This is a genomic window from Dehalococcoidia bacterium (genome assembly GCA_030648205.1).
Taxonomy (GTDB): Bacteria; Chloroflexota; Dehalococcoidia; order JAUSIH01; family JAUSIH01; genus JAUSIH01.
Genome location: JAUSIH010000085.1, coordinates 1 through 15903, shown reverse-complemented (window position 1 = coordinate 15903; position 15903 = coordinate 1). Strand labels below are relative to the sequence as shown.

General features: G+C 65.1%; 13 protein-coding genes. 11 read left to right on the top strand and 2 right to left on the bottom strand.

The genetic code is table 11. The annotated features are described in order from the left end of the window. The 6 genes from Q7T26_09885 to Q7T26_09860 all read left to right on the top strand — a co-directional run. Positions 1-672: acyl dehydratase (locus Q7T26_09885; GenBank protein MDO8532450.1), on the top strand; the 672-nt coding region annotated here is incomplete at its 5' end. Between the two features lie 114 nt (positions 673-786). Further along, entirely contained in the window at positions 787-2508 is a 1722-nt protein-coding gene (locus Q7T26_09880; GenBank protein MDO8532449.1) for an ABC transporter substrate-binding protein, read from the top strand. Between the two features lie 57 nt (positions 2509-2565). Beyond that, on the top strand, positions 2566-3525 hold the full coding sequence (locus tag Q7T26_09875; protein ID MDO8532448.1) for an ABC transporter permease: 960 nt from the start codon (positions 2566-2568) through the stop codon (positions 3523-3525). Positions 3526-3534: 9 nt separating this feature from the next. Continuing rightward, positions 3535-4434 (top strand): ABC transporter permease, encoded by a 900-nt coding sequence (locus Q7T26_09870; GenBank protein MDO8532447.1) that lies wholly within the window; start codon positions 3535-3537, stop codon positions 4432-4434. Positions 4435-4496: 62 nt separating this feature from the next. After that, the gene (locus Q7T26_09865) at positions 4497-5708 is read left to right on the top strand and encodes a CoA transferase (GenBank protein MDO8532446.1); all 1212 of its coding nucleotides are present in this window, start codon (positions 4497-4499) and stop codon (positions 5706-5708) included. An 84-nt stretch (positions 5709-5792) separates the two neighbouring features. Continuing rightward, the gene (locus Q7T26_09860) at positions 5793-7007 is read left to right on the top strand and encodes a CoA transferase (GenBank protein ID MDO8532445.1); all 1215 of its coding nucleotides are present in this window, start codon (positions 5793-5795) and stop codon (positions 7005-7007) included. Here the strand turns inward: Q7T26_09860 and Q7T26_09855 are convergent. Beyond that, positions 7004-9517, bottom strand: coding sequence for a cation-transporting P-type ATPase (locus tag Q7T26_09855; protein MDO8532444.1), 2514 nt, complete (start codon positions 9515-9517; stop codon positions 7004-7006). The two genes, Q7T26_09860 and Q7T26_09855, sit on opposite strands and share 4 nt — an antisense overlap. Positions 9518-9780: 263 nt before the next feature. Between Q7T26_09855 and Q7T26_09850 the strand changes: the two genes are divergently transcribed. After that, positions 9781-10995, top strand: a complete 1215-nt coding sequence (locus tag Q7T26_09850; GenBank protein MDO8532443.1) for a CoA transferase — start codon at positions 9781-9783, stop codon at positions 10993-10995. Continuing rightward, positions 10995-12239, top strand: a complete 1245-nt coding sequence (locus Q7T26_09845; protein ID MDO8532442.1) for a CoA transferase — start codon at positions 10995-10997, stop codon at positions 12237-12239. The genes Q7T26_09850 and Q7T26_09845 overlap by 1 nt, the downstream gene beginning before the upstream one ends. Before the next feature lie 97 nt (positions 12240-12336). On the opposite strand, the gene Q7T26_09840 is transcribed toward Q7T26_09845, so the two are convergent. Beyond that, on the bottom strand, positions 12337-12819 hold the full coding sequence (locus Q7T26_09840; protein MDO8532441.1) for an Lrp/AsnC family transcriptional regulator: 483 nt from the start codon (positions 12817-12819) through the stop codon (positions 12337-12339). A gap of 475 nt (positions 12820-13294) precedes the next feature. Between Q7T26_09840 and Q7T26_09835 the strand changes: the two genes are divergently transcribed. The 3 genes from Q7T26_09835 to Q7T26_09825 all read left to right on the top strand — a co-directional run. Then, positions 13295-14311 (top strand): LLM class flavin-dependent oxidoreductase, encoded by a 1017-nt coding sequence (locus tag Q7T26_09835; protein MDO8532440.1) that lies wholly within the window; start codon positions 13295-13297, stop codon positions 14309-14311. Between the two features lie 91 nt (positions 14312-14402). Further along, complete coding sequence (gene amrB, locus Q7T26_09830; GenBank protein ID MDO8532439.1) at positions 14403-15260, top strand: AmmeMemoRadiSam system protein B; 858 nt, start codon at positions 14403-14405, stop codon at positions 15258-15260. 212 nt (positions 15261-15472) lie between these two features. Then, a partial coding sequence (locus Q7T26_09825; protein ID MDO8532438.1) for an enoyl-CoA hydratase/isomerase family protein occupies positions 15473-15903 on the top strand: 431 nt, incomplete at its 3' end.

Below are 15903 nucleotides of genomic sequence, written 5' to 3'. Positions count from 1 at the left end.
AAGGGCTGGCAGGTCCGCGCCGAGCGCGCCGCCGCCCGCGAGCGCGCCAAATACACGGGCATCGAGCGCCACGCCTACACTCCCGAGCAACTCAAGCGCATCGAGGAGGAGACGCTGGGCGAAGAGGTCCGTGGGGCTGAGCCGCGCTTCTGGGAGGACGTGCAGGTCGGCGACGCGATCAGGCCCGTGGTGAAGGGGCCCCTCTCCCAGGGCGACCTTCTCACGTTCGTCGCCGGCACTCTGGGGGGGCTCTCCCACCGCATGGCGCTCAAGGAGTTCCATCGGCATCCCGCCTGGGGCTTCCGCGACCCCGACACGGGGGCGCTGGAGGCCATTGCCCGCGTCCATGAGAGAGGCGAGGCCGCGCAGGGCACGGGCGTCCCCGCCGCCTACGACTTCGGCTGCCAGCGCATGAGTTGGCTCAGCCACGCGGTCACCAACTGGATGGGCGACGACGCCTTCCTGAAGCGCCTTTATGGCGAGCTGCGTCGCTTCAACGTGGTGGGCGACACCACATGGGTCAAGGGCAAGATCGTCAAGAAGTACCGCGACGAGAAAACGGGCGAGCATCTTGCGGACCTGGAGATATGGGCGGAGAACCAGCGGAAAGAAGTGACCGCGCCAGGCAGCGCCACAGTGGCCCTACCCGCGCGAGCGCCGCGGGAAATCTAAGCTGTCTTTCGTTTGACACAGGGCACCTCCTTACTTAGAATGATGCCCAAAAGCTCACGATGCGCCGACATACGTACAGGCGTGGAATCTTTAGTCGCTAAGGAGGGAACGCATATGTGCAGACGACTCCGGATGCCCCGCGTCCTTTGGGCCGGCCTCGTGTCGGCTGCGCTGCTCCTGTCGAGTTGCGCGCCCGCGGCTGTGCCAGCCCCCGCTCCCGCGCCAGCGGCGCCGAGGGCGCCCGCCGCGCCAGCATCCACAGCGGCTCCCGCCGCGCCGGCGCCGACGGCGGCCCTCGTAGTGCGCCCCACGGCCACGCCGCAACCTACCGCAACCGCCACGCCCGTCGGGGCGCAGATCAAGAAGGGCGGCACTCTCAATGTCGCGCTGTGGTCCCAGGCCAGCGACGTGAACCTCCTCGCCGCCACCTCCATGATCAGCCTGCAGCTCTGGGGCCTTGTCTATGACGGGCTTGTCAAGGAGGACCCTCTCAGGCCGGGTGTGGTAGCGCCCGACCTGGCGGAAAAGTGGGACATCAGTGGCGACGGCACCAAAATCACGTTTGCCCTCCGTAAGGGAGTTACATTCCACAACGGCAAGCCCCTCACCTCCGCTGACGTCAAGGCGAGCGTTGCGCGCTGGATGAAAGACAGCGACCAGCTTGAGCCAACGCTGAGCGCCGTCGTCAAGTCCGTTGAGGCGCCGGACGCCAACACGCTTGTTTTGAACCTGAAGTTCCCCTATCCTGACCTCTTTCGGACATTCATGATGGACTGGGCCTCCGTGGTCCCCGCAGATGCTCCTTCGGGCCGGGAAATGACCCAGATCTATGGCAGCGGCGCCTACAAGTGGAAGAACTTCCAGAGCGGAGTCTCCTTTGAGACCGTCAAGAATGACAAGTACTGGAACAAGAGCTTGCCCCATCTGGATGGCGTGACGGTCTTCATCCTCCCTGATCGGAACACGGGCCTGGCGGCATTCCGAGCAGGCCGGATTGACATCACCGCTCCCGTTTATCTCACGGTCCCGCAGTTCAAGACTGTGGACAGCCAGATGAAGGGCCAGGCGACCGCCTACCTGTACGCCAACAGCTTCTGGTGGAACGTCTACATACCCAGTAACAAGAAACCCTGGTCTGACCCCCGCGTGCGGCGCGCCGTGTTCATGGCCATTGACCGGAAGCAGGCCGTGGCCACTGTTGACCAGGGCCTGGGGACCGTGGACGGGGTGCTCCCTCCCGGACTGGGTGGCCTTACTCCCGATGAGTTGAAGAATGTTCCCGGCTGGCGAGAGCCGAAGTCCAGGGATATTGACGAGGCCAAGAAGCTGCTGGCGGAGGCCGGCTTCCCCAACGGCCTCAAGACGGATATCTTCTACCGGACGGGCGGCGACTACCTGTCTATGGCCACGTTCGTCAAAGACCAGCTTGCCAATATAGGCGTCACCGCGACCCTGACGACGCGGGACGGCGCCGCCTTCTACGACTACGTGTACGCGCGCAGCTATGAGCTGCACGCCCACCGGCACCCTCTCGCCCCGGCGTCACCAGACACAATCCTGAACCAGTACTACCGTACCGCTGGTCCGCGGAACTTCGCGGATGTCGCCGACCCGAAGCTGGACGCGTTGATCGACAAGCAGATGTTCACCCTTGACCAGACAGAACGCAAGAAGCAGGTCAAGGTGATAGACAAATACCTGTACGACAACGCGGAGGCCAGCATCATCTCCTGGGGCAACTACAGCCAGGCATGGCAGAAGTGGGTCAGGGACTTCATTCCCGGCGAGACGATCTACAACAATATCCGCTACGAGACCGTCTGGCTTGACAAGTAACTCCAAAGGGGAGGAGCCAACATTGAACGTTGGCTCCTCCCCCGTCAGAGGACTCGCGTGACGCGTTACATCGTCAGCCGCCTTGTGTCGGCGAGCCTTTCGCTGATAGGCGTCTCCATCATTATTTTTGTCCTGATGCAGGTCCTCCCCGGCGATGTAGCCCGCACAATCCTGGTCGGCACCAGCGGTGAGGGGTCCGCCACGCCGGAGAAGATCGCCGCTCTCCGGAGTGAACTCGGGCTGGACAAGCCGCTGCACATCCAGTACCTGAGCTGGATGGTGGGGCTGTTTCGTCTGGATGTGGGGCGTTCCCTCACGACGGGCTTCCCGGTTTTTCAGGAAATCCAGAATCGCCTTCCACTTACCCTGGAGCTGTCCATCCTCACTGTGATATTTGGCACACTGCTCTCTATCCCTATGGGCGTTGCGTCCGCCATCCGCCAGAACACATGGATTGACCACCTGATGCGCATCATCAGCGTGGCGGGAATCGCCATGCCTATTTTCTGGACTGGCACACTGATCGTCCTCGTGCTGGCCGTCGGCTTCCACTGGCTGCCGCCTCTGGGCTACGTTCCGCCCTGGCGGGACCCCTGGGCCAATTTCCAGCAGGTGTTCTGGCCCGCGCTCGCCCTGGGCTACTACCATACCGCCGTCGTCGCGCGGATGACCCGCTCTCAGATGCTTGAGGTGCTGCGCCAAGACTATGTGCGCACCGCGTGGGCCAAGGGCCTTCGGGAGCGCGTGGTCATCCTCCAGCACGCCCTGCGGAATGCCCTGTTACCCGTCATCACTCTCATCAGCATTCAATTCTCCTTCTCCGTCGGGGGGACAGTCATCATGGAAACTCTGTTCTTCCTGCCAGGCATTGGCAAAGGTCTTATTGACGCCATTAACTTCAAGGACTTTCCCATGGTCCAGACCATTATCGTCGTCTTCGCGGCGCTGGTGCTCATCATCAACCTGCTGACGGACATGGTGTATGGCATGCTGGACCCTCGCATCACCTTCAGGTAGCCGCAGACAATGCAGAGACATGAGACGCTCCCGGCGCCCATGGAGGGACTGCGGCCCAGCAAGCCTTCGGGCGCCCATATCCTGGCGTTTGCCAAAACAAACGTCCTGGCGACCATTGGCGCGCTCATTGCTCTTGCCATGATTCTGGTGGCCGTGGGCGCGCCGGTGCTGGCGCCGCGCGACCCGCTGAAGCTGTTCTATGGCAATGAGTTTTCGCCGCCGTCAAGCCAGTTCCTGCTGGGGACTGACGACCTGGCCCGCGACATCCTGAGCCGCATCATACATGGCGCCCGCACGTCTCTGTACGTTGGCATCCTGTCCGTTTTCTTCGGCCAGGTGATCGGCGGCCTTGTCGGCATGGTCAGCGGGTACTTCGGGGGCAGGACCGACACAATCATCCAGCGCATCATGGACATCATGATGTCCTTTCCCACGCTCATCCTCGCCCTCGCCATCGTCGCGGCGCTGGGGCCGTCGCTGGAAAACGTGGTGGCGGCCATCAGCCTGACCCAGATTCCCCGCGCGTCCCGCGTTATCCGCTCGACAGCCCTCAGCGAGAAAGAGAGTCAGTACGTGGACGCGGCGCGGTCCATCGGCGCGAGCCACACGCGCATCCTGGCGCACCACATCCTGCCTCAATGCCTGGCGCCTCTGTGGGTGCTCAGCAGCATGGCGCTGCCCACCGCCATCCTCACCGAGGCGTCGCTGAGCTTCCTGGGCCTGGGCGTCCCGCCGCCGTCGCCCACGTGGGGCGGTATGCTGGCGGGCGCGGGGCGCGAGTACCTGGAGCAGGCGCCCTGGATAGGCATTTTCCCTGGGGTAGCCATCAGCCTGGCTGTCTTCGGGTTTAACTTGCTGGGGGACGGGTTGCGCGATATCCTTGACCCGCGCCTCCGGGGGACGCGGTAATAGAGACAGTTCGGACTATCAGCAAGCAAAAGCACTTGAGCTTAGAGAGGTGGGCATAACGCATGTCTAAAGGTGTTTTCTCCGGCGTCCGCATCCTGGATGTCTGCCGCTTGGCCGCTGGCCCCTACTGCGCCAAGCTCCTGGCGGACATGGGCGCGGAGGTCACAAAGGTGGAGCCGCCGGAGGGCGATCCGGCCCGGCGGTACGGCGCGTTCGCCGGCGACAAGCCGGGCATGGAGAGAAGCGCCCTTTTTCTCTACTGCAACACGAACAAGATGGGCGTCACGCTCAACCTGCGCACGGCCACGGGCCGCCGTCTGCTGCACGAGCTGGCCAAGCAGGCGGACGTGCTCGTTGAGGACGCGCCTCCTCAGGAGGAGACGGCCCTCGGACTGGACTACGGCGCCCTGCGCGCGGCGAATCCCAAGCTCATCGTCACCTCCATCACGCCCTTCGGCAAGACGGGTCCCCACGCTACGTGGAAGGCCTATCCCTTGAACGTCTATCACGGGGGTGGCGAGGGGTTCCTGCTCCCCGGTGAACCCACGTTCAGCATGTTCCCCGACCGTGAACCCCTAAAGGCGGGAGGCTTTGTGGGGGAGTACGATTCGGGCATTTACGGCGCGTCCGCCACGGCGGCGGCCCTCTATGAGCGCACGGCCTCCGACCAGGGGCAGCACATCGACGTATCCGGCCAGGAGGTGCAGCTCCAGCTCAACAGGATGAGCTTCATCCGCCTCACCGCGGAGAACACGCACCTGACCCGCGCAGGCCGCGGCTACGAGTTCGGCGGCATCTTTAAGGCCAAGAACGGCTACGTGATAGTCCGTCCCACGGAGGACAATCACTTTGAGTCCCTGCTGCAGGTCGTGGACGACCCGGCGCTGAAGGACGAGCGGTTCAAGGCCCGCGCAGGCCGCCTCAAATACGGCCCCGAGCTCAACAAAATCCTGGCCCGCTGGCTGGCGGGGCAGGACAAGGAAGACTTCTACCTGAAGATAGGCGGCTCGGGATGCCCCGCCGGTTACTTCGCCAATGCGGAGGACCTGGTCAAGTCAAAACAGCTCATCCATCGCAACTTCTTCACGGAAATTGATCATCCGGAGGCGGGACGGTTCCTCTATCCCACGGTGCCCTACAAGATGCCGGCATCACCGGCCCGGTACGACCGTCCCGCGCCTCTTCTGGGCCAGCACAATGCGACAGTCTACTGCGACCGCCTGGGGCTTTCCCGCGCGGAGCTCGTCCAACTCCGGCAGACGGGGATTATCTAGAGATGACGCCTCCGCTCTCACGCGACCCACTCCGGACAGACACAACGGAGAACACTCACTTCGCACTTGTAAGGGAGTTGACCAATGACAGATAAACAAGCCGGTCCCCTGTCGGGCGTCCGTATCCTGGACTTCACCTGGGCCGCCGCCGGCCCGCAGGGCACGCTGCTGGCGGGCTTCCTGGGCGCGGAAGTGCTTAAGGTGGAATCCGTCCGGCGTCTCGACCTTATGCGTCGCGGGATGAGCACGCTCTACGAGGGCTTCGACAACAGCCCGCACCTGAACGACTTCAACTTCAACAAGCTGGGCATACGCCTGGACTTGAGCAAGCCCGAGGGCCAGAAGCTGGCCCTGTCGCTGGTAGCTGTTTGCGACGCCGTGGTGGACAACTTTCGTCCCAACGTGCTGGAGCGCCTGGGCGTGGGCTACAACGCCATGCGGCGCGTCAACCCCTCCATCATCCTTCTCTCAGCGGCAAACGGCGGGTCCACTGGTCCCGAGTCCAAGTTCGCCGGCTACGCCGGCATCTTCAACGCCCTGGGAGGAATGGGCTACCTGACGGGCTACCAGGATGGCCCGCCTACAATGTTGCGGGACTCCGTTGACCTGCGCGTAGGGTCCGCACTGGCCTTCGCCATCGTGGCCAGCCTGTACCATCGGCGCCAGACCGGCCAGGGACAGTTTGTTGACATGGCGTCGCGGGAGGTCGTCTCCTGCCTGGTGGGCGACCAGATCCTTGAGTACACCATGAACGGGCATAACCCCATGCGCCAGGGGAACCGCGATCCGATAATGGCGCCCCACAACGTGTACCGCTGCAAGGACAACGACTCGTGGGTCAGCATCGCGGTGGGGACTGAGGACGAGTGGCGCGCCCTGTGCCGCGTCCTGGGCCGCGCCGAACTGGCGTCAGACCCGCGCTTCGCCGACGCCTACGCCCGGAAGAAGAACGAAGCGGAGCTGGACACGCTCATCACGCAGTGGACGAAGCAGCGCACGCCCCATGAGGCTACTCTCCTGCTTCAGAAAGCGAGCGTGGCGGCCATGCCCTCGATGAGCATGGACGACCTGCTGGCGGACGAGCACCTGCAGGCGCGCGGCGCGTACGTCACCGTCCAGCACCCCGTGCTGGGGAAGCAGACGAACGTGGGCGTTCCGTGGAAGCTCTCGCGCACTCCCGCCAGCATCCGGCGGCCCGGGCCGCTCTTCGGGGAGCACAACCCGTTCGTCTTCGGCGAGATTCTCGGCCTGCCGAAGAACGACGTGGAGCGGCTCACGAAGGCGGAAGTGCTGAGCTAACGCGCCAGGGGGGCGTTCTTCCGGGACGCCCCCTTCGTCGCCTCCAGCGGCAGTGTGGCGAGCGCGGTCAGCGCGAGGGCCAGCCCCCAGTGGGCGGGAGTCAGCGGGACAAGGCCCGCGGCTGCGGCGAGCGGCGGCACGTAGCTCAGCAGCGCCAGGCTGCCCAGCGCAGCCACCATCACCCAGGGCAATACCCTGTTCCCGCCTTTCCAGTTGCGCCAGAACGGCTTGCCCGGCGACCTCTGCATCAACACCAGGAACACCTGCGCGATGACGAGGATAGCCAGCGCCACTGTCCGCGCCTCCGCCTCCGGCGCGCCCCTGCCCAGCAGGAGCAGATAGCTCCCGTCCACCGCCAGCGTCACCAGCAGGCCCTCCACCAGCAGGCGTCGGAACACCCCTCCGGATATGATAGGCTCGTCGCGACGGCGCGGCGGACGGCGCATCGCGTCGCTGTCCGGACGATCGGAGGGATAGACCAGCGCGATGATAGGGTGCAAGACAAGCTCCAGCCAGACGAGGTGCACCGGGCGGAGCAGCAGCGGCGCGCCCAGGAGAGGCATGAGCAGGGCGGTGATAATAATGGGAATGTGGAAGACCACGATATAGCGGAATGCGCGCTGAAGGTTGTCGTACACCTGCCGCCCCAGGCGCACCGCCGCCTCGATGGTCTTGAAGTTGTCGTCCAGAAGCACCAGAGTCGCCACGGAGCGGGCCACCTCCGTCCCGCGCTTGCCCATGGCGATGCCCACGTGGGCCTCGCGCAGCGCCGCCACGTCGTTGATGCCATCGCCGGTCATGGCCACCACCTCGCCCTGCTCCTTGAGAGCGCGCACCACGCGGTGCTTCTGGGCGGGCGTAATGCGGGCCAGCACGTTGGCGTTCCGCAGCGCACGCCGGAATGCGGACTCATCCATCCGCCCCATCTCGGGGCCGGTGAGCATGCCGTCGTCCGTGTGGTCCAAACCGACCTGCTCCGCCACCCAGTGGGCCGTGAGCGGATGGTCGCCGGTGATCATGACCACGCGCACGCCCGCCTTCTGGCACTCCTGAATGGAGGCGCGCACCTCGGGTCGCGGCTCGTCAGCGAAGCCGATCAGCCCCAGGTAGGCGGCCCCGTGCTCGTCGTCCTCCCTGCGCGCGGTCAGTCGATCCAACCGCTTCCTGGCGACCGCGATGGCCCGCATGCCGTCGCCGCTGATAACTCGGTTCGCGGCCAGCGCCGTGGCCCGCTCGGCGGACGTGACGGCGCAAAGCTCCAGTATGCCCTCAAGCGCGCCCTTGGTGTAGAGCCACAGCGTCCCGTCAGACTCCTGCCAGACGTGGGACATAGTCTTGGTGGAGGGGTCAAAGGCATACTCGTGCACCAGGCGGCGGCCCGTGTACAGCTCCTGCGAAGGGGACCCGTGAGAAGAGGCATAGGCCAGAATCACCTGCTCCAGGGGGTCGAAGGCATCTATCTCGCAGGCCAGCGCGGCGGCCCGCAGAAGTTCGCTCCGCCTTGCGGAGTCCGGAGCCGCCGAGATCACATCGGGGGACGCGACCAGGGCGGCGACTTGCAGCACTCCCTTCGTCAGTGTGCCCGTCTTGTCGGTGCAGATGACGGTAGTGCTCCCCAGAGTCTCCACGCCCTGCAGGCGCCGGACCAGCGCCCGGCTGCGGGCGAGGTGCAGCGCCCCAATGCCCAGGTACAGGGTGTAAACGATGGGCAGCTCCTCCGGTATGGCGGCGATGGCGAGGCCAACCGCGGCGATGAGCGCCTGGCCCAGGCCGTGGCCTCGCGCCAGCTCCAGCCCCAGCACCGTCAGACACACCGCGGCGGCCAGCAGCCCCAGCCGCCGCAGCAGGTGGCGAATGGCCTGCTCCAGCGGCGTCAACTCCACCTTTGACTGGGCGGCAAGCGCCCCGGCCTCACCGTACTGCGTTCGCGGCCCGGTGACCGACACCCGCGCTACGGCGCGGCCCGAGACCAGCACTGTACCCGCGAGCAGGCCGTTCTCGGGGCCGCCCGGCTTTCCTTCTGGAGAAGGCGTCTTGTTCACGGGGAGCGACTCGCCCGTCAGCGCGGACTCGTCCGCGATCAGGTCGGAGCCGGACAGTATGACAGCGTCCGCCGGAATAACGTCGCCCTCGCGGAGGTCGCACACGTCGCCGGGCACCAGCTCCTCGACGGACACCATTTGCAGTGTCCCATCCCGGTAAACGCGAGCGCGGGGCAAAGCATGTTCCCGCAGCTTGCCAAGCGTCTGCTGGGCGCGGACCTCCAGCACCCAGTTGATGCCGACGACGGGCACGAGCGCGACCACCATGACAGCGGCGTCCCGCGTCTCCCCCAGGGCCACGTACACCCCCGCGGCGATGAGCAGGAGCATGACCATGGGGTCAAGGGCGGGCTGCAGAAAGCGCCGCCACGCGGCCCCCTTCTCCTCCGGCACAAGGACGTTGCGGCCGTGAACGGACAGGCGGCGTCGTGCTTCCTCCTGGGTAAGCCCATGTGTGACAGTCAGCATAGGGCCATAGTAACAACCCTCTGCCCACTTTGTCTCTCCCACGCTGCGCCATGAGCCAAGGCGTATATGGCGGGTTCCCTGGCGCTAAGTCCTTGCGCGCCGCATCGGAAGCCGCCATAATATCCAACCGGAGTGGGACCGCGCTCCGCGTTTCCCATGTTCCGCGCGTCTATCAAACCATCAGTCGCGGGACGTCCTCGCCTTCGGCGGGCGCACAGGCCCTGATCCTGCGCCGAGGAGTCCAGCGGAAAGAGGTGCACCTGATGCCTGGTGAACTCCTGCAAGGCCTCCGCGTTGTCGAACTGGGAGGCCCCGTCGCCGCGCCCTTTTGCGGCAGGTTCATGTCCATCCTGGGCGCCGAGGTCATCAAGGTCGAGCCCCCCGGCTCCGGCGACCCCGCGCGCCATCACGGCCCCTTCCTGGGCGACATCCCGCACCCCGAGCGGAGCGGCCTCTTCCTGGCCATGAATGTCAACAAGAAGAGCATTACACTGGATGTTTCCAAGCATGAAGGGCGCAATCTCTTTGAACAGGTGCTCCAGAAGGCGGACATCCTCGTGGAGAGCAACACGCCCCGGCAGATGGAGGAATGGGAGCTAGATTTCCAGCATCTGCATGAGGTTAACCCGCGCCTCATCGTCACGTCCGTCACGCCCTTCGGGTGGACGGGACCCTACCGCGACTACAAGGCGCACGACATCAACGTCCAGTCCATGGGCGGGATGACCGAGGGCCTGGGCAGGCCGCCGCGGGAGCCGCTGGCCTACCCTTTCTCCCAGGCGGCCCTGCAGGGGGGGCTGGCCGGCGCATGCGCCACATTTGTCGCCATCCTGCAGCGGGACCAGACGGGCGAGGGGACCCACGTGGACATCTCCGAGGCCGAGGTGCTTGCCACCCTGCACCTGGGCGTCTATGTCCTCAACTACATGTTCCTGGGCATGAAGGCCATGCGCGGAATTACCGTGGGGAGCCGCCTGACGTACCCCGTGGGGTTCACGAAGGTCAAGGACGGCTACATGTATGCGAACGCGCCCCAGCTCGCCCAGTGGCTGAAGTTCCTGGAGCTGATGGGCAACCCGGAATGGGCCAAGAACCCGCGTTACCGCGACCGGCGGAAGATGGCGGCTGAGTACAGGGAAGAGGTAGACGCCCTCACGGCTCCCTGGTTCATGGAGCGGACGCGGGAGGAGGCGTTCAAAGCGTGCCAGGAGAGGCGCGTGCCCTTCTGCCCCGTCTACAACATCGGCGAGTCCATGGACAACGCTCAGATCGAGGCGCGCGGCTTTCTGCCCGCCGTGGACCGCAGCGACACCGGCCCCGTCAGATACCCCGGCCTGCCCATGCAGTTCTCAGCGACGCCGTGGCGCATCCAACACGCCGCTCCTCTGCTGGGCGAGCACAACGAGGAGGTCTATAACCAGATGCTCGGCATTGAGAAGACGCGCCTGGTGCAGCTCCGGGAGGAGGGGATCATCTAATGAACGCACCGTACAAAGGCCCTCTGTCCAATTACCGCGTCCTGGACCTGGGGACCGCGTGGGCGGGATCCATGCCAGGCAACCTCCTCGCGGACATGGGCTGCGAGGTCATCAAGGTGGAGGCGCGGCAACGCTTCGACCCGCTCCGCTACGGCCCGGGAGTCGTCCTGAAAGAGAAGGGACGGACGAAGGAGGAGACGGAGCAGGAGTGCAACGGCTGGTTCCACGCCGTAAACCGGGGCAAGCTGGGCATCACGCTGGACCTCACGGTGCCTGATGGCCGCGACCTGTTCCTCAAGCTGGTGGAACGCAGCGATGCCATCATTGACAACTTCACTCCGGACGTGCTTCGCAAGTTCAACCTGCACTACCCGGTGCTGCGGCGCGCCAAGCCGGATGTCATCCTGTGCTCCATCTCCGTGTGCGGCGCCACGGGACCCCTGCGGGACACGCGTGCCTACGCCACCACCATGATGGCCATGTCCGGGCTGGACAACATCATCGGCTACACGGGCGACACCGAGCCTTTTGACCCGCCCATTGCCTACGGGGACTTCAACGCGGCCATTTTCTGCGCCTTCAGCATTTTGGGTTCGCTGGTGCACCGCAACCGCACGGGTGTCGGTCAGTGGATAGACCTGTCGGCGTGGGAGTCCACCAGCACCTTCCTTATGGAAGCCATCATGGAGCACACAATGAACGGGCGCGTGATGGGGCCTCTGGGCAACGCGCACCCCACGCTCGCGCCTCACGGGACATACCCCGTCAAGGGCGGCGACAAGTGGGTCAGCATCGCCTGCGACACCGAGGAGGAATGGCGCAATCTGTGCGCCGTGATCGGCAACCCGGAGTGGACGAAGGACGAGCGCTTCGCTGACAAGTACCAGCGGATGAAGAACCGCAAAGGTCTGGACGCTCACATCGGTGAGTGGACCCGCGCGTACACGGGCTATGAGGTCACGGATGCGTGCCAGAAGCGGGGCGTTGCGGCCATGCCCGTCATGGACACGGAGGAGCGGCTGCAGGACCCGCATTTCAAGGCCCGGCCCACCCACTTTGATCTGGAGCACTACCTGTTCGGCAAGGAGACGATGTACCGCACGCCCTGGCGCGTCGGGCCGTTTACGCCCGGTCAGCCTGTTCCGTCCCCGCGGCTGGGCGAGCACAACGACTACATCTACAAGCAGCTCATGGGCGTGCCGGAAACAGAGCGAGGCCGCCTGCGGGAGTCGGGCGTCATCTAGGCTGCTTCGTCCGTTATCACAAGCGCTGGCGACAAAAGGACGCCGCCCGCGAGATTCGCGGGCGGCGTCCTTAGCAGGGGCTTAAGCCAAGTTATCGCTAGCTCAGCCAGCCGAAGGTGCGCTTCCGGATTTCCAGGTTGATGAAGGTCTCACTGCGCGTGATGCCAGTGATGCCGGCCAGTTTTGTCTTGATGAAGCTGCCCAAATCCTCGGCCGTCGGGACCATCACCCAGATGAAGATGTCGTAAGTCCCGGTGGTCAAGGAAACGAAGTGGACTTCACTCATTTCAGCCAGCTTGTTGGCTACCTGGTCCATCTTGTCCAGCTCAACCTGCAGACCGATGAGGGCCACTGCCTCGAAGCCGATCTTCCACGGGTTGGGGACAGCCGTCACGCGGATGACATCATCGTCAATCAGACGCTTGATCCGCCGGCGGATCGTCCCTTCGCTGACATCCAGGACACGAGCGATCTCCGCATTGGACTCGCGACCGTTAGCCTGGAGTCTCAGAAGGATTTTGTAGTCGAGTTCGTCGAGAGCGTGGGCGCGGGTGCGGCGGCGCGCGCGGGTGCGGGGCATTCGTTCACCTCCGTTGGCTACTCACGGATACTTGCGTGGACAGGCCAGTCAGCCGTCCCGAGACGCGACTGAGACTGCGTCCCGTTTCCCGCGAGTATCCCTGGCTATTCTGATTTTCGCATGTTATATTACTACACAGTACGAATTCTGTCAACACCTCCTATCGATCTCGGCGGCATGACGGCCCGTGTACTGGCGGACAACGAGACGGCTGCCCGCCGCTCCACGCCTCAGTGTTTTTGGACAGCCCCGAAAGGCCCCGCTCCTGTCACGACGGGGCCTCTCGCTTTGCGTCAGCGCAGCCAGAGCTTTGCACAGTTGCCATCTTCGCCACGCAGGGGTACTATAGCGCCGTCCCTCGCGGACCGGGAGGTGTAGCGGCTTCCGCGCGGGCAATGGGCATATAACACAATGCCCTGGCCTGCCGCAATAACCATGGTCGGAACCCACCGGAAGCAGAGAAGAGGTGGCGCACATGAAGGTCAAGCTCGGCGTTCACATCCCGCCGGATGGCCCCCTGACCGAGTACGCCCGGTGGGCCAGTGAGGTGGAGCCATCGGGCTTCGTCGCCCTGGGCATCGCGGACTCCCAGTGCCTGCGCCGCGACGTGTACCCCGCCATGACAATCGCCGCGCTGCACACGAAGCACATCCGTATCGGCCCGCGCGTGACCAACCCCCTGACGCGCCATCCCACCGTCACCGCGAGCTGCATCGCGGCCATTGACGAGCTGTCCGGAGGCAGGGCCTTCATGGGCATTGGCGGCGGCGAAAGCTCCGTGTTCAACGCGGGCCTTCCCGCGGCCACCATCGCGCAGATACGGGAGTACTCGCTGACCGTACGCGACCTGCTCATCAAGGGCGAGGCCATGTACCAGGGCAAGCCGTGCAAGCTCTCGTGGGCGCACCGGCGCGTGCCTATCTATGTCGCCGCGTCCGGCCCCAAAAACCTGCGGATGGCCGGCGAGATAGCCGATGGCATCATCGTGGGCAGCGGCCTTACGCCGGAGGTCATCGCCGACGCCCGCCAGCGCATCCGCGAGGGCGCGGAGTCCGCCGGACGGCGCATCGAGGACATAGACATCTGGTGGATGGTCATCGCCGCCAACGTGGACACCGACCGCAGGGCGGCTGTGCGGGAGGTCCTTTCGTCCCTGGCGGGCGGCGCGCGCATGATCATGCGCTTCGGCTCCCAGGGCAAGAACATTCCGGAGCGCTACCTGGGGGCGATGCGTAAGCTGGACGTGGCCTATGCGCCGTCTCAGCACGTGGTCCGGAGCGGAGCGCAGCCCAACGCGCAACTGGTGGAGTCCCTTGGCCTCACCGACTACCTTGCCGAGCGTTTCTCCCTTGCCGGCACGCCCGACGACGTGCTGGAGAAGATCAAGCGCTGCGTGGACGCGGGCGCGGACCAGCTCTGGATCAGCAATCACTCGGTTGACAAGATGGGCTTCATGAAGCGGTGGGCAACTCAGATTAACGCGCGACTGTAGCTTTGGGCCATGCGGCCCACCTTTAGCGCGGCGGCCCCGCCTTGCGGGGCTGCGGCGGTTGACTGGCGTGCGTATGGGAGCCGTTGTGCACGTGAGGAAGCCCGCAGTGGCGGGCGCATTCTATCCGGCGACGCCGGACGCCTTGCGCTCGCTTCTCGGCTGGTGTCGCGGCCACCGCTTCGGGCCAAGAGACGCGGCCAGCACCGCCGTGCACCGAGCGCTCGGCGCAAACGATCGCCGTCTTCTCGGCCTGGTATGCCCGCACGCGGGGTATGTCTATTCCGGCCCTGTCGCCGCGCACGCCTACGCCCGTCTGAGCAGGGCGCCGCGTCCAGACCTGGTGGTGGTGCTGGGGCCGGACCACCGGGGCGCGGGAAAGTCCGCCGCTACGTCGCCAGATGACGCGTGGGAGACGCCGCTCGGCGTAACGCGCGTTGACAGGCGCGCGTCGGACCGCCTGGAGGCGCTCGCGCCGTTCGTGCGCCCGGACAGGCGCGCACATTTCAACGAGCACTCTATCGAGGTACACGTCCCCTTCCTGCAGGCCATTTACGGGGACGCCGTGCCCTTTCTACCCATCCTCGTTACACGCCAGGACGCCCGCACCTGCCAGCGCCTGGGTGACGCGCTCGCGCGGGCGCTCGAAGGGCGGCAGGCCGTCATCATCGCCAGTTGCGATTTCACCCACTACGAGCCTGCCGCAGTCGCCACCGAAAGGGACCGCCTGGCCATCGCCCCCATTCTGGGCCTGGACGCGGCGGGCTTCGTGCAGGCTGTCCGGACGCAGGGCGTCACCTGTTGCGGCCCCGGCCCTATTGTGGCGATGCTCTCCGCCGCGACGCGACTCGGCGCGACGCAGGCGCGGCTGTTGGCCTATGGCACGTCCGCCGACACCTCCGGCGACGCCTCCAGCGTGGTGGGCTACGCCGCCATCGAGGTCACGGCGTAGCGGCCCGCTGCTGCTCCTTCTTGCGTTATGTCACTGAACGACACAGAGGCACATCGTCTCCTTGACACTCTCTCCATATGCTCCTAGAATGCCCACGCTCTGTATTCTCTTGCCGGCGACACGCCCCGCACCGTGGCGGGCGCGCTTCCGTCCTCTGGAACGACACTCGCACGCTGGCGACTCGCGAGCAAATGTGGAATAGGAGGAGACGCGTGTACAAGAACTTCTTACTGGACCAAAAGGGTGCGCTGGCGACGGTGACTCTGAACCGCCCGGAGAAGCGAAACCCCGTGAACGAGGAGATGCTCCAGGAATTCCTGGATATCCTCACCAAGCTCCGCGATGACCCCGAGAACCGCATCATTGTCATCACGGGCAGCGGCCCGGCCTTTTGCTCCGGCGCGGACATCACGCGGCTGAAAGGCGCGCCGACGGAAGAGGAGCGCCTCAAGCAGTTTGACCTGGCGCGCGGCAAACGGCGTGTGTACCTTCAACGCGCGCTTGAGATGGTGGACAGAATGGAGCAGGTCACCATCGCGGCCATCAACGGCTTCGCGGTGGGCGGCGGCCTGCACCTCGCGCTGGCCTGTGACTTCCGCGTCGCGGCGGACACCGCGACGTTCTGGTACCCGGAAATCACCCT